Origin of the sequence: Cupriavidus sp. 2TAF22, assembly GCF_052115045.1 — a bacterium.
Classification (GTDB): domain Bacteria; phylum Pseudomonadota; class Gammaproteobacteria; order Burkholderiales; family Burkholderiaceae; genus Cupriavidus.
Map to the genome: position 1 here is coordinate 35,463 of NZ_JBFRFX010000006.1, position 13,698 is coordinate 49,160.

Here is a 13,698-nt window from a genome sequence, read left to right on the forward strand (position 1 = left end):
GGCGCCGGCGCGGCTCAGTTGAAGCGGGAGAAATCCGGGCGGCGCTTCTCGAAGAAAGCGGTGAAGGCTTCCTTGGCCTCAGGCGCCTGCAGCATGCGCCGGAACGACTCGCCCTCCTCCGCCATCCTGGCCTGCACCGCGTCCTTGTCGCCGCCCTTCATCAGCCGCTTGGTCTCGCGCAGCGACGACGCCGGCAGCGCAGCCAGCTTGCGCGCCTGCTGCAGCACGAAGTCGTGCAGCTCGGCCACCGGCAGCACGCGCGTGACCAGGCCGATCTGCTGCGCTTCCTGCGCACCGAAGGGCTCGCCCAGCAGCAACTTCTCCGCGGCGCGCTGGTAGCCCAGCAGGCGCGGCAGCAGCATGCTCGAGGCGGCTTCCGGGCACAGCCCGAGCTGCGCGAACGGCAGCGACAGCCTGGCCGTCTCGGAGGCATAGACCAGGTCGCAATGCAGCAGCATGGTGGTGCCCACGCCAACCGCTGGCCCGCTCACCGCCGCCACCAGCGGCTTGCCGGCCTGGCTGATCTGCTGCAGGAACTGGAACACCGGCGCCGGCTGGTCGCCTTCGACCGAGGTGGGCGGGCGCTGCATGAAGTCCTCGAGATCGTTGCCCGCCGTGAAGACTTCCGGCTTGCCGCGCAGCACGATCACGCGCACGGCGGGGTCGGTCTCGGCGGCGCGCAGCGCGTCGGCCAGGGTCTGGTACATGGCCGCGGTGATCGCGTTCTTCTTGTCCAGACGATCGAACTCGATGGTCAGGACGCCTTGCTCGATGTTGGTCAGGATGCTCATGGAATCGTCTTCTCCTTACTGCCTGGTTGACTTGTGTATCGCCGCAGCCTATTCCAGCGGCGGCGGATCCTCGCAAAGATAGCTCATCCCGAACGCATTCGCGCCGACGTTGAGCGCGACCGTCAGGCTCATCGGCGCGAGCATCAGCTCCACCTCGTGCCGTTGCGCGGTGCGCGCCAGCGACTGGAAGGCGGCGGTGGCGCGGATCGCCTCGGGCGGTCCCGCATAGCTGAGGGAAACTGCCGGGCTGAGCAGGCGGCCGCCGCGGATGCACCGTTCGGCATGGGCCATCACGCGGCGCATGCCTTCGTCAGCGCCGCGCACCTTGGCCACCGCCTCGGTCTGCCCGCGGTGCATATGCACGACGGGACGGATATTGAAGGCGCTGCCCAGCATGTAGCGGCCCCAGGTGATGCTGTTCTCGCCCTTGTGCCGCGCCCGCGTGTACATATAGAGCAGCTCGTCCGGCACCAGGAACATGTGCGCCGCGTCGCGCAGGCGCGCCTCCACGGCCTCCACGACGGACTGCGCGCTGGCGCCGCCGGCCAGCATGCGGGCGGCCTCGCGCACGATCAGCGCCTGCCCCGGGCCGATCGCGCCGGTGTCGATCACGGTCAGGTCGAACAGGCCGCTGCGCCCCGCATCCTTGCGTGCCTTGAAGCTCTTGGCCACGGTCCCGACCACCGCGCCGGACGCGTGCGCGTACAGCTTGCTGCGCGTGCTGGCGATGGTAAGCAGGAGCGCGCGGTCGCAAGTGGTCACCACATGCTTGAGCAGGTGGTCCTCGATCTCCCGCTCCAGCAAGGGAATCGATTCGGCGTAGTGATCCTGCTTGCCGACCAGGTATTGCGCGTAAAGCGTGGGCAAGGCCGGCTCGTCGCGCACATCGGCCACGAAGCGATCCCCTGCGCGAATGCGGAACGGCAGCGTCTGTACCCCGAGTTGGGCCATCAGCGCGCGCGGCATGTCGCACGCGGCGTCGGCCACGATGACTGTCTCCTGCATCTTGTTGTTTCCTCCCTGTCCGGTGAGCCGCATCGTGGCGGCAGCTGTCTCCTTGTCATGGCACTGCTTTCTTCACCTGATCGAGAGAGTGGCGAAATGGGCCGCGGGGCTGCGGGGCCACGGGGCCACGGCGCGAAACCGTGTCCCCGTGGCCCCATTTCGCCGGCGGCGCGTTCAGACGCGCTCGAAGATCCCTGCCGCGCCCATCCCCGTGCCGACGCACATGGTCACCATGCCGTACTTGAGGTTGTGGCGGCGCAGGGCGTGCACCACGGTGGCGGAGCGGATCGCGCCGGTGGCGCCGAGCGGGTGGCCCAGGGCGATGGCGCCGCCCATGCGGTTGACCTTGGCGGGGTCCAGTGCCAGGTCGCGCGTCACGGCCAGCGCCTGCGCGGCGAAGGCTTCGTTGAGCTCGATCCAGTCGATCTGGTCCTGCGTCAGGCCGGCCGCCTTCAGCGCCGCGGGAATCGCTTCCTTGGGGCCGATGCCCATGATCTCGGGCGGCACGCCGCGCACCGCGAACGAGACGAAGCGCGCCAGCGGCACCAGGTTGAATTGCTTGAGGATCTTTTCCGAGACCAGGATCAGCGCACCGGCACCGTCCGAGGTCTGCGAGCTGTTGCCGGCGGTGACGCTGCCCTTGTTGGCGAACACCGGGCGCAGCTTGGCCAGGCCTTCAAGCGAGGTCTCCGGGCGCGGGCCTTCGTCGAGCGAGATGGTGCGCGTCTTGATGCGGACTTCGCCGGTGGCCAGGTCGGGAAATCGCTCGACGATCTCCACCGGCGTGATCTCGTCGTTGAACTCGCCGGCCTGCTGGGCGCGGATGGCCTTCTGGTGCGACGCCAGCGAAAAGGCATCCTGGTCTTCGCGGCTGACCTTCCATTTCTGCGCCACCTTCTCGGCGGTCAGGCCCATGCCGTAGGCGATGCCGATGTTCTCGTCGCGCTCGAAGATCGACGGCGACATCGACGGCGAGTTGCCCATCATCGGCACCATGCTCATCGATTCCACGCCGGCGGCGATCATCACGTCGGACTCCCCCACGCGGATGCGGTCGGCCGCCATCGCTACCGCCGACACGCCCGAGGCGCAGAAACGGTTGACGGTGATGCCGCCCACGCTGACCGGCAGGCCCGACAGCAGCGCGCCGATGCGCGCCACGTTCAGGCCCTGCTGCGCCTCGGGAATCGCGCAGCCGACGATGGCGTCCTCGATCAGCGCCGGATCGAGGTCAGGCACCTGCGCCACGGCCGCGCGCAGGATGGTGGCCAGCAGGTCGTCCGGGCGGGTGTTCTTGTACGCGCCCTTGGGCGCCTTGCCGATCGGCGTGCGGGTCGCGGCAACGATGTATGCGTCTTGCAGTTGTTTCATGATGTCGGTTCCTCGCTTGCCTTAGTTGCGCACCGGCTTGCCGGTCTGCAGCATGCCCATGATGCGTTCCTGGGTCTTGCCCGTGCCGAGCAGCTCGACAAAGGCACGGCGTTCCAGCGCCAGCAGCCATTCCTCGCTGACCAGCGAGCCGGCTTCCACGTCGCCGCCGCAGACGGCTTCGGCGATGCGGCTGGCGATCACGAAATCGTGCGCGGAGATAAAGCCGCCATCGCGCATGTTCGCCAGCGACGCCTTGATGGTGGCGATGCCCGAGCGGCCGGCCACCGGCACCAGCGTGCCCGGCACCGGCGCGCGGTAGCCGGCGCTGGCCAGCGCGCGCACTTCGTTCTGCGCGACGTACAGCAGCTCATGCACGTTGAACACGATGGTGTCCGACGGCTGCAGGTAGCCCATCGCGCGCGCCTCCAGCGCCGAGGCCGAGACCCGGGCCATGGCCGCGTTCTGGAAGCGGCTGGTGACGAACTGCAGGTAGTTGGTGCTGCCGGCCGCCTGCGCCGCGCGTGCCGCGGCCAGCGCGGCTTCCTTCAGGCCGCCGCCCGCCGGCACCAGGCCCACGCCCACTTCCACCAGGCCGACATAGGTCTCCAGCGCGGCCACGCGCCTGGCCGAATGCAGCATCAGCTCGCAGCCGCCGCCCAGCGCGATGCCGGACGCCGCCGCCACCACCGGCACCGCGCTGTACTTCACGCGCATCATGCCGTCCTGGAATTTCTTGACGAAGGGTTCGATCCCCTTGGCGCCGCCCATCATGAAGGCCGGCATCGCGGCTTCCAGGTTGGCGCCCGCGGAGAACGGGCCGCCCGGCGCGCCGAGCTGCAGCGAGGTGGGCTGCCACACCACCAAGCCCTTGTACCCGGCTTCCGCCAGGTCGATCGCGCGCGTGAGGCCGTCGATCACGTCCGGCCCGATGGTGTTCATCTTGCTCTTGAACGAGACCACCAGCACGTCGTCCTGGCCATCGCTGACCCAGATGCGCACCGCATCGTTCTCTTCCACGGTGCGGCCCGCCTTGCGGGGATCGGCCGCGGCCGATCCCTTGAGCGCGGCGCGGAACACCTGGCGCTCATAGACCGGCAGCGCGTTGCGCTGCACGAAGGCCTGCGCGGCCGGCGACCACGAACCCTGCGCGGCATGCACGCCCTGGTTGTCGGCCACCGGGCCGGAGAACACCCATGCCGGCAGCGCGGCGCTGGACAGGCCCTTGCCCGCGTCGACATCTTCCTTCACCCACTCGGCGACCTGCGTCCATCCGGCCGACTGCCAGTCCTCGAAGGGACCGGAGTTCCAGCCGAAGCCCCAGCGGATCGCCAGGTCGATGTCGGCGGCCGAGCCGGCGATCTGCTCGAGGTAGACGCCGATGTAGTGGAACACGTCGCGGAACACCGCCCACAGGAACTGCGCCTGCGGGTTGGTGGATTCGCGCAGCAGCCTGATGCGCTCGGCCGGCTCCTTCTTCAGCATGCGCACCACGATCTCGTCGGCCTTCTTGCCCGAGTCGACGTACTGGCCGGTCTTGGGGTCCAGTACCTTGATGGCCTTGCCTTCCTTCTTGTAGAAGCCGGCGCCGGTCTTCTGGCCCAGCGCGCCCGCGTCGACCAGGCCCTTGAGCACGGCCGGCGTCTTGTACACCGGCGCGAACGGATCGTCCTGCAGGGTGTCCTGCATGGTCTTGATGACGTGGGCCATGGTGTCCAGGCCCACCACGTCGGCGGTGCGGAAGGTGGCGGACTTGGCGCGGCCCAGCTTGGCGCCGGTCAGGTCGTCCACCACGTCGAACGGGATGCCGTACTTCTCGGCCTCGGCGAACACGGCCAGGATCGAGAAGATGCCGACGCGGTTGGCGATGAAATTGGGCGTGTCCCTGGCACGCACCACGCCCTTGCCGAGCGTGGAGGTGAGGAAGGTCTCCAGGCGGTCCAGGATGGCGGGCTGCGTGGTGGCGGTCGGGATCAGCTCGACCAGGTGCATGTAGCGCGGCGGGTTGAAGAAGTGCACGCCGCAGAAGCGCGACTTCAGGTCCGCGTCGAAGCCTTCGGACAGCGCGGTGATCGACAGGCCCGAGGTATTGGTGGCGAAGATGGCATGCGATGCCAGGTGCGGGGCGACCTTCTTGTACAGGTCATGCTTCCAGTCCATGCGCTCGGCGATCGCCTCGATCACCACGTCGCATTCCTTGAGCAGGGCGAGGTTGTCCTCGTAGTTGGCAACCTGGATCAGCGCGGCTTCGTCCTTGATGGCGAGCGGCGCGGGCGAGAGCTTCCTGAGGTTGTCGATGGCCTTGAGCGAAATGCCGTTCTTGGGGCCTTCCTTGGCCGGAAGATCGAACAGCACCACCGGCACGCGGGCATTGACGAGATGCGCCGCGATCTGCGCTCCCATGACGCCGGCACCCAGCACGGCGACCTTCTTGACGATGAAATTGGACATGCGCGCTCCTAGGGAAGTGAGCGTTGAGAAGAGGCAGGGAGTAAGCAGGCGTCGGCCGCGCCGGGTAGTCTCCCCTCGCCCATTCATGGGCAAGGGCCGGGGGAGAGGGCAGGCGCGCGCGGGCGTTGCCGCATCGCAAACCCCTGCCCTCTCCCCCGCCCGTCTCCCGCAAGCGGGAGACGGGGCAAACCGATCGCGGCCGAAACGCCCTCAGTACATCAGAACAGGTCGGCGTCCAGCGCCATCAGCGTGGCCGAACCGGCACGCGCCTTGCGGATCTCGGCGGCCGTTTCGGGCAGCAGCTTGGCGAAGTAGAAGCGTGCGGTGGCCAGCTTGCTGGTGTAGAACTTGTCGCCGGCGGCTTCCTTCTCCAGCGCGATCTTGGCCATGCGGGCCCAGAAGTACGAGAACACCAGGTGGCCCACCACGCGCAGGTAAGGCACCGCGGCAGCGCCGACTTCGTCGGGGTTGCCCATCGCCTTCATGCCGATTTCCATGGTGAGCTTCTGCACCTTGTCGCCCAGGTCGGCCAGCGGGTTGACGAATTCCTGCATGGCTTCGTTGGTGCCCTCGGCTTCGACGAATTCCTGCACGATCTTGCCGAAGGCCTTCATCTTGGCGCCCATGTCGCCGAGGATCTTGCGGCCCAGCAGGTCCAGCGCCTGGATGGTATTGGTGCCTTCGTAGATCATGTTGATGCGTGCATCTCGCACGTACTGCTCCATGCCCCACTCGGCGATGTAGCCGTGGCCGCCGAACACCTGCATGCCTTCGTTGGTGGCGGTGAAAGCGTTGTCGGTCAGGAAGGCCTTGATCACCGGCGTAAGCAGTGCGACCAGGTCACCGGCCTCCTTGCGCACGGCTTCGTCCGGGTGCGACAGCTCGCGGTCGATCTGCAGCGCGGTCCAGTAGCTGAAGGCGCGGCCGCCTTCGGCGAAGGCCTTCTGCGTCAGCAGCATGCGGCGCACGTCGGGGTGCACGATGATCGGATCGGCGGGCTTGTCCGGCGCCTTGGGACCGGTCAGCGCGCGCATCTGCAGGCGGTCCTTGGCGTAGGCCAGCGAGTTCTGGTAGGCCACTTCGGTCAGGCCCAGGCCTTGCATGCCCACGCCCAGGCGCGCCGCGTTCATCATCACGAACATGGCGTTGAGGCCCTTGTTGGGCTCGCCCACCATCCAGCCGCGCGCGCCGTCCAGGTTCATCACGCAGGTGGCGTTGCCATGGATGCCCATCTTGTGCTCGATCGAGCCGCACTTGATGCCGTTGCGCTCGCCCGGGTTGCCGCTGGCGTCGGGGACGAACTTCGGCACCACGAACAGCGAGATGCCCTTGGTGCCCTGCGGGGCGTCCGGCAGGCGCGCAAGCACCAGGTGGATGATGTTGGCGGAGAGGTCGTGCTCGCCGGCGGAGATGAAGATCTTGGTGCCGGTGATGCTGTAGGAGCCGTCGGCCTGCGGCTCGGCCTTGCTGCGCAGGATGCCGAGGTCGGTGCCGCAATGCGGCTCGGTCAGGCACATGGTGCCGGTCCATTCGCCGGACACCAGCTTGGGCAGGTAGGTCTTCTGCAGCTCGGGCGTGCCGTGCGCGTGCAGCGCTTCGTACGCGCCGTGCGACAGGCCGGGATACATGGTCCACGCCTGGTTGGCCGAGTTCAGCATCTCGAACAGCGCGTTGTTGACCAGGATGGGCAGGCCCTGGCCGCCGTACTGCGGATCGCATCCCAGCGCGGGCCAGCCGGCTTCCACGTACTGGTGATAGGCTTCCTTGAAGCCCTTCGGCGCGGTGACCACGCCGTCGCCGACGTAGGTGCAGCCTTCGCGGTCGCCGCTCTGGTTGAGCGGGAAGACCACCTCGGCGCAGAACTTGCCAGCTTCCTCGAGCACCTGGTTGATGGTTTCCGCGTCGATGTCGGCGTGCTGGGGCAGCGCCTTGAGTTCGGCTTCCACGCCGAGCAATTCATGGAGCACGAACTGCATGTCGCGCAACGGTGCGGTGTACTGGCCCATCAAAGACTCCTTGGAGGTATTGGTGATGCCGCTACGCCGCCCGTGCACGATCTGGCGCGGGACGCCGCGGCGGCGTCAGGTACGGTAAGACTGGATCAACTTGTTGAGCGCGACCATGGCGAGCTCGGCGCTGGCGGGCAGGCGCAGGAAGCGGGCGTCATGATGCAAGCCTAGTTCAAGGCTGTACATCTCGAACAGCATCAGGCGCGGATCGCAGTCCGCGCGCAGGTGCCCCTCTTCCCTGGCCTGGTCGATGGCGCGCGTGAGCGCGGCGCGCCAGATGGTGACGCTCTTGACGAGCTCGTCACGCACCGGGCTTTCCGCGCGGTCGTCGTACTCCACCGCCCCGCTGATATAGATGCAGCCCGTGGTGACTTCCTGGATACGTTTTTCCATCCAGCGCCGCACCATGGATTGCAGCCGGGGCAGCCCGCGCGGTTCGTGCAGCGAGGGATAGAACACCTCCTGCTCGAAACGCCGGTGATACTCGCGCACCACTTCCACCTGCAGGTCCTCGCGCGAACCAAAATGCGCGAACACGCCGCTCTTGCTCATCTGCATGCGTTCCGCCAACAGGCCGATGGTCAAGCCTTCGAGCCCGTCGCGGGACGACAATTCCAGCGCGGCATCCAGAATCGCCACGCGCGTCATCTCCCCCTTGCGCATGGGCGCGGGGGACGCGGAAGTGGCGGATTCGAGACGAGCAGACTGGTGTCGCATGATTTTTTCTCCATTCTCTTCGCGGCGCGATCCCTATCGCTGCCGCGGATGACCCTGACGTAATGCTTTTTTTCGCTGCCTGGCTGCCTGATGACGCCGCCCGGCAGACGCGAATGCACGCAGTCTAAGGCAAAAAAGAACGGTCGTTCAGATTATTGTGACGACGCCCTTCGGCGGCAAGCATTTAATTAGACCGGCGTTTCTAAACGCAGCGCCTGCGTTCGATGCGCCGCAACAAGCTGCGACACGGCGACGCAGCGGCATGCCACGACCGAGAGTGCCGCACCTGCCGCAAAGCAGCAAACGCTTAAAAGCGCTTCAGTAGCGCCCTGTCACGCCGGCGATCACCACGCCTACGCGCAACACCATATAGGCGGCCCAGCTGCCCATGCGGTGCAGCGCCGAGCGGCGCGCGTGGGTGGCGGCCTTGACCTCGGTGCTGCGCGTGGCGATGGCCTGCTCCAGCTCCTGGCGCAACTCGGCGCAGAAGCTGGCATCGTAGACCGCCACATTGGCCTCGCGCGCAAGCAGCAGGCTGAACGGGTCCATATTGCTCGACCCCACCGTGGCCCAGGCATCGTCGACGACCGCCACCTTTGCGTGCAGGAAGCTGTCGGCATATTCGTGGATTTCCACGCCGGCGCCGAGCAAGGTGTCATAGAGCGCATGCGTGGCGTAGTGCTGCAAGCGGTACTCCACCATCCCCTGCAGCAGCAGGCGCACGCGCACGCCGCGCCGGCGACAGGCCAGCAGTGCGCGGCGCATCTTGTGGCCGGGCAGGAAATAGGCGTTGGCGATGATGACCTCGCGGCGCGCGCCGCCGAGAGCCTGCAGGTACTGGCGCTCGATGGCACGGCGGTTGCGCAGATTGTCGCGCAACAGCAGCGCGGCGCGCATGCCGCCGGCAAGATCCTGGCGCGGCAGCGGCAAATCGGTGATCAGGGGAAATTCAGCCGCCACGCCCGCCAGGCCCACGCTGCGCATCTCGCCGCGCAGCGAAAGCTGCCACCACAGGCGCTCCGCGGTCAGCGCGATCTGGCCCACCAGCGGACCGCGCACCTCCACCGCGAAATCATAGCGCGGGCCCAGCCCCTCGCTCTCGAAAGGGCCGTGGTTATGGTCGTCGATGATATTGATGCCGCCGACGAAGCCGACCTGCTGGTCGATCACCGCCAGCTTGCGGTGCAGCCGCCGCAGGTTGCGGCGAGCCAGGCTGAAGCCGCGCAGCGGACGGAACACCTTGAGCCGCACGCCGCCTTCGCGCAGGCGCGTTGCCAGCGCGGCGGGCATGTCGCCCGCGCCGAATCCGTCCACGACCAGCCGCACATCCACGCCGCGGCCGGCGGCGCGGATCAGGGCATCGGTCACGGCCGCGCCGACGTCGTCGTCGGCGTAGATATACGTTTCGAGGGAGACCGAGAGCACCGCGCGGTCGAGGGCGGCGATCAGCGCCGGGAAAAAATCCCGGCCGCAGTGCAGCAGCCGCACGGCGTTGCCGCCAAGCGGCTTGCCGCGGCGCCACTCGGAGCGCAGCGGCCCGGCGCGGCGCGGCGCGCGCGGCGACGCCGGCGCATCGGCATCGTCTCGCAAGGCGGCGGCTGGCGGCGCGTATGGCAGGCGGGTGAGCGGTATCGAAGACATGAGGCACATTATCAGCCACGCCGAAGTCATGTGCGAGCGCGGGGCAACACGCGCAACACTGCGAGCCCGGCCGCGCCGCCCGCGCCGTTCTCTGCTATCTTCAGCGCTTTATCCCGTCTTCCACCCTATCGTGAAGGTTTTCGGCATCTCCGGCTCGTCGGGCAGCGGCAAGACCACGCTGCTGGACCAGTTGATCCCGCGCTTCGTCGCCGCAGGCCTGCGCGTGGCCGGGATCAAGCACACTCACCACGGCTTCGATCCCGATACGCCGGGCAAGGATTCCTGGCGCATGCGCCAGGGGGGCTGCGCCAACGTGGTCCTGGTCGGCGCGCGCCACCTGACGCTGATGCGCAACTATGCGGAGTCGGAGCCCTCGCCCGAGCTGGCCGAAGCGCTCGGCGTGCTGCCTGCCGACACCGACCTGGTGCTGGTCGAAGGCTACAAGCGCAGCGATTTTCCCAAGCTGGAAGTGTTCCGCCCCGCGCTGGGCTTGCCACCGCTGTGGCCTGAGGTGCCCGGCGTGGTCGCCGTGGCCAGCGACCAGCCCGGGAAGGTGGCGGCGATGACCACGCTGCCGGTGCTCGACCTGGCCGACGTGGACGCCATCGTCGCACTGGTGCGCGCGCACACCGGCTAGGCGGCCGCGACGACCCTCCCTGCCGGCATTGCCGGAATTGCCTGCTTACCAGACCCGGTAGATCTCGCCGTTGCCCGGGCCTTCCACGCTGCGCTGGTAGGCCAGCGCCACGCGCGCCGCCGGCACCGCCTCGAAGCCCGGGAAGAACGGGCCGTACGCGCCCCACGATTCCTGCACCACGGTCGGGCTGACCACATTGATGCGCAGGCCCCGGCCCAGTTCCACCGCGGCGGCGCGCACGAAGCCGTCCAGCGCGGCGTTGACGCTGGAGGCATTTGCGCCGGCGTGGATGGGCTGGTCGCTGAGGATGCCGCTGGTCAGCGTGATCGAGCCGCCGTCGTTCAGGTAGTGCTGGCCGACCAGCGCCAGCCGCACCTGGCCCAGCAACTTGTCGTTCAGGCCGATGGCGAAATCCTCGGCACGCATCTGCGGCACCGGGCCGAAGAACACCTGCCCCGTGGCGCAGACGATGCCGTCGACCTTGCCGAGCCGCTCGAACAGCGCCTGCACCGACTCCGGCACCGTGATGTCCACCTGCAGCGCCCCGCTGGTCTTGCCGACCTCGACCACTTCATGGCGGGCCGAGAGATTCGCCACCACCGCCTTGCCCAGGGTGCCGCTCGCACCGATCACGACGATCTTCTTCATTGTTGTTCCTTCAGGATGATGGGGAGGGATGCGGCCGAAATGGCCGAAATGGCCGAAGCGGCGGAATCGGCCGAGGCGCCAATTCCTTCCTTCCGCCAATGGAATTCATTCTGATACGCGGCGGGAACACGATAAATGGGCTAGGATTTCGAGCATTCCTAACCATGGATTCGGAATCGATGGACAAGCTGCGCAGCATGGAGATCTTCGCCGCCGCCGCGGAGGCCGGCAGCTTCACGGCCTGCGCCGCGGCACTGGGCCTGTCGGCGGTGATGGTAGGCAAGCATGTCGGGCAACTCGAACAGCGCCTCGGCGTGCGCCTGCTCCAGCGCAGCACGCGCCGCCAGCGCCTGACCGAAGCCGGCCGCCTCTACCTGGACGAATGCCGGCGCATCCTGGCGCAGGTGCGTGCCGCCGACACCGTGGCCGAGCGCCTGCACAGCGAGCCGCGCGGCCTGCTGCGCGTCGGCGCGCCCGTGACGCTGGGCGAGACCGCGGTGGCCGAGGCGGTGGCGGCGTTCTTGCTGCGTCACCCCGAGGTCAAGGTAGAACTGGTGCTCGATGACGCCTACGCGGACCTGATCGCAGATGGCTTCGACGCCCTGGTCCGCATCGGCACCCTCGCCGGTTCGGATCAACTGGTGGCGCGCCCGCTGCGGCCCTACCGCATGTGCATCTGCGCGGCACCGGCCTACCTGGCGCATGCCGGCGTGCCGCGCACGCCGGCCGAACTGGCCGGCCACCGTTGCCTGAACCATCTGTTGTGGCGCCATGGCATGGGCTGGCCAGAACTGCCGGACGGCGGCGCGGCGGCGGATGGCGCCCCGCTCGGCAGCAACAACGGGCAAGTATTGCGCCGCGCCGCGCTGGCCGGCTGCGGCATCGTGATGCAGCCCGAAGTGCTGCTGGCCGCCGACCTGGCCGCGGGCCTGCTGGTGCCGTTGCTGGAAGACGCCCTGCCGCCGCCGCGCCCGGTGCACCTGCTCTATCCGCGCGACCCGCGCCCGCTGCCCAAGCGGGTACGCTTCGTCGAGGGGATGCTCGAGAAAATGGGGATCTGAGGAAAGGCAAGGCGCGGAAGGTGCGGAGGATGGTGCGGAGGATGGTGCGGAGAAAGGTGCGGCAAGCTGCCGAAGACGCGACGCGCCGGCGCGCACCGGGGGTGGAAGGATGCCCCCCCGGCTTCAGGAGCGGACCTTGGCCTTCAGTGGCCGCTCCGGCACCGCGATGCGGGCCAGCTCCGCCATCAGCGGCACATGGTCCGAACGTTGCGCCCAGTCGCGTCCGGTCAGCGCGCTGGCGCTCTCGATCTCGAAGCCGCGCACATAGATGCGGTCGAGCTGCCACCACGGCATGTGGCTGGGAAAGGTGTGCAGGCGCGAGCCGCCGGCATGCGAGACTTCCGTGGTGCCCAGGGTCGAGCAGATCAGGTCGTCGAGCCGGTGGTTCCAGTCATTGAAATCGCCGGCGATCAGCAGTGGCGCCTCGGCCGGCACCACATCGCACACGCGCTTGACCAGGGCTTCGGCCTGGCGCGCGCGGCTGCGCGCGAACAGCCCGAAATGCACGCAGATCAGGTGGGCTTCGGTGCCGTTCATGTCCGCCACCGCGTGCAGCAGGCCGCGCTGCTCGAAGCGGTGATCGGAGATGTCGAGGTTTTCCGACATCAGGATCGGATGCCGCGACAGGATGGCGTTGCCATGGTGGCCGTGGTCGTACACCGCGTTGCGCCCGTACACCGAATGCGGATAGGCGTCGGTGGCCAGGTAGTTGAGCTGGGTGTAGTCGGGATCGAACAGCGCGGCGGCCACCAGGCGATCGTTGCGGTCCTGCACTTCCTGCAGGAAGACGATGTCGGCATCGACCGTCTGCAAGCCCAGGCGCACGTTCTGGATCCGCGGCTTGCGCGCGATGCCGGTCACACCCTTGTGGATGTTGTAGGTGACGACGCGCAGTCTCATGAAGCGGCTCCGCAGGGAGCGCGCCGTCCCTGCACTCGCCAGTCCAGTTGCAGCACGGCCTGCGCATTGCTGCTCGAGAAACAGCGTGCCGCCGCTTCACGCCACGGCAGCCATTGCCATTGCAGGTGCTCGCGCGGCGCCAGCGTCACCGGCACCGGCCGCGCCACGCGCAGGCCGAACCAGTGCTCGGTATTGCACGTCACGCCCGGCGCGTAGCGGTGGCGCCACTGCGGGTAGATCTCGTAGTCGAGGGTGTGCTGCCAGTCTTCGAGCCGGTGCTCGGCGGCGATAAGCCCGGTCTCCTCGGCCACCTCGCGCGCGGCCGTCACGGCCAGCGGCTCGTCGGGCGCATCCAGGCTCCCGGTGACCGATTGCCAGTATCCCGGCCGGTCGGCACGCTCCAGCAACAGCACTTGCAGGTCTGGCGTATGTATCACGACCAGCACGGATCGGGGAATCTTGTAGGACAT

At 67.9% G+C, this 13,698-nt stretch carries 12 protein-coding genes; 2 read left to right on the top strand and 10 right to left on the bottom strand.

Annotated features, from left to right (window positions below; all coding sequences use genetic code 11):
* Positions 1 to 14: 14 nt before the first annotated feature.
* The 7 genes from AB4Z48_RS09195 to clsB all read right to left on the bottom strand — a co-directional run bounded on the left by AB4Z48_RS09195 (position 15) and on the right by clsB (position 9,982).
* Entirely contained in the window at positions 15 to 791 is a 777-nt protein-coding gene (locus AB4Z48_RS09195) for an enoyl-CoA hydratase (RefSeq protein ID WP_441613613.1), read from the bottom strand.
* A 48-nt stretch (positions 792 to 839) separates the two neighbouring features.
* Positions 840 to 1,796, bottom strand: coding sequence for a DegV family protein (locus AB4Z48_RS09200; RefSeq protein ID WP_441613614.1), 957 nt, complete (start codon positions 1,794 to 1,796; stop codon positions 840 to 842).
* Positions 1,797 to 1,970: 174 nt separating this feature from the next.
* The gene (locus tag AB4Z48_RS09205) at positions 1,971 to 3,170 is read right to left on the bottom strand and encodes an acetyl-CoA C-acyltransferase (RefSeq protein ID WP_441613819.1); all 1,200 of its coding nucleotides are present in this window, start codon (positions 3,168 to 3,170) and stop codon (positions 1,971 to 1,973) included.
* A gap of 18 nt (positions 3,171 to 3,188) precedes the next feature.
* Complete coding sequence (locus tag AB4Z48_RS09210) at positions 3,189 to 5,615, bottom strand: 3-hydroxyacyl-CoA dehydrogenase/enoyl-CoA hydratase family protein (RefSeq protein WP_441613615.1); 2,427 nt, start codon at positions 5,613 to 5,615, stop codon at positions 3,189 to 3,191.
* 218 nt (positions 5,616 to 5,833) lie between these two features.
* On the bottom strand, positions 5,834 to 7,621 hold the full coding sequence (locus tag AB4Z48_RS09215; protein ID WP_441613616.1) for an acyl-CoA dehydrogenase C-terminal domain-containing protein: 1,788 nt from the start codon (positions 7,619 to 7,621) through the stop codon (positions 5,834 to 5,836).
* A gap of 75 nt (positions 7,622 to 7,696) precedes the next feature.
* A complete protein-coding gene (locus AB4Z48_RS09220) occupies positions 7,697 to 8,287 on the bottom strand; it encodes a TetR/AcrR family transcriptional regulator (RefSeq protein WP_043343612.1) in 591 nt (196 codons plus the stop codon).
* Positions 8,288 to 8,659: 372 nt separating this feature from the next.
* Positions 8,660 to 9,982 carry a cardiolipin synthase ClsB gene (clsB, locus tag AB4Z48_RS09225; protein WP_441613617.1) on the bottom strand — a complete coding sequence of 441 codons (1,323 nt, stop codon included), beginning with the start codon at positions 9,980 to 9,982 and terminating at the stop codon, positions 8,660 to 8,662.
* 130 nt (positions 9,983 to 10,112) lie between these two features.
* Here clsB and mobB point away from each other — a divergent pair, with 130 nt between their 5' ends.
* Positions 10,113 to 10,619, top strand: coding sequence for a molybdopterin-guanine dinucleotide biosynthesis protein B (gene mobB, locus AB4Z48_RS09230; protein WP_441613618.1), 507 nt, complete (start codon positions 10,113 to 10,115; stop codon positions 10,617 to 10,619).
* 45 nt (positions 10,620 to 10,664) lie between these two features.
* Here the strand turns inward: mobB and AB4Z48_RS09235 are convergent, their stop codons facing one another.
* Positions 10,665 to 11,366 carry a short chain dehydrogenase gene (locus AB4Z48_RS09235; RefSeq protein ID WP_441613619.1) on the bottom strand — a complete coding sequence of 234 codons (702 nt, stop codon included), beginning with the start codon at positions 11,364 to 11,366 and terminating at the stop codon, positions 10,665 to 10,667.
* A gap of 65 nt (positions 11,367 to 11,431) precedes the next feature.
* Here AB4Z48_RS09235 and AB4Z48_RS09240 point away from each other — a divergent pair, with 65 nt between their 5' ends.
* Positions 11,432 to 12,328 (top strand): LysR family transcriptional regulator, encoded by an 897-nt coding sequence (locus tag AB4Z48_RS09240; protein WP_441613620.1) that lies wholly within the window; start codon positions 11,432 to 11,434, stop codon positions 12,326 to 12,328.
* Between the two features lie 123 nt (positions 12,329 to 12,451).
* Here the strand turns inward: AB4Z48_RS09240 and AB4Z48_RS09245 are convergent, their stop codons facing one another.
* Both AB4Z48_RS09245 and nudB read right to left on the bottom strand, forming a co-directional pair.
* Positions 12,452 to 13,228 (bottom strand): endonuclease/exonuclease/phosphatase family protein, encoded by a 777-nt coding sequence (locus AB4Z48_RS09245; protein WP_441613621.1) that lies wholly within the window; start codon positions 13,226 to 13,228, stop codon positions 12,452 to 12,454.
* Entirely contained in the window at positions 13,225 to 13,698 is a 474-nt protein-coding gene (gene nudB / locus AB4Z48_RS09250; RefSeq protein ID WP_441613622.1) for a dihydroneopterin triphosphate diphosphatase, read from the bottom strand. The genes AB4Z48_RS09245 and nudB overlap by 4 nt, the downstream gene beginning before the upstream one ends.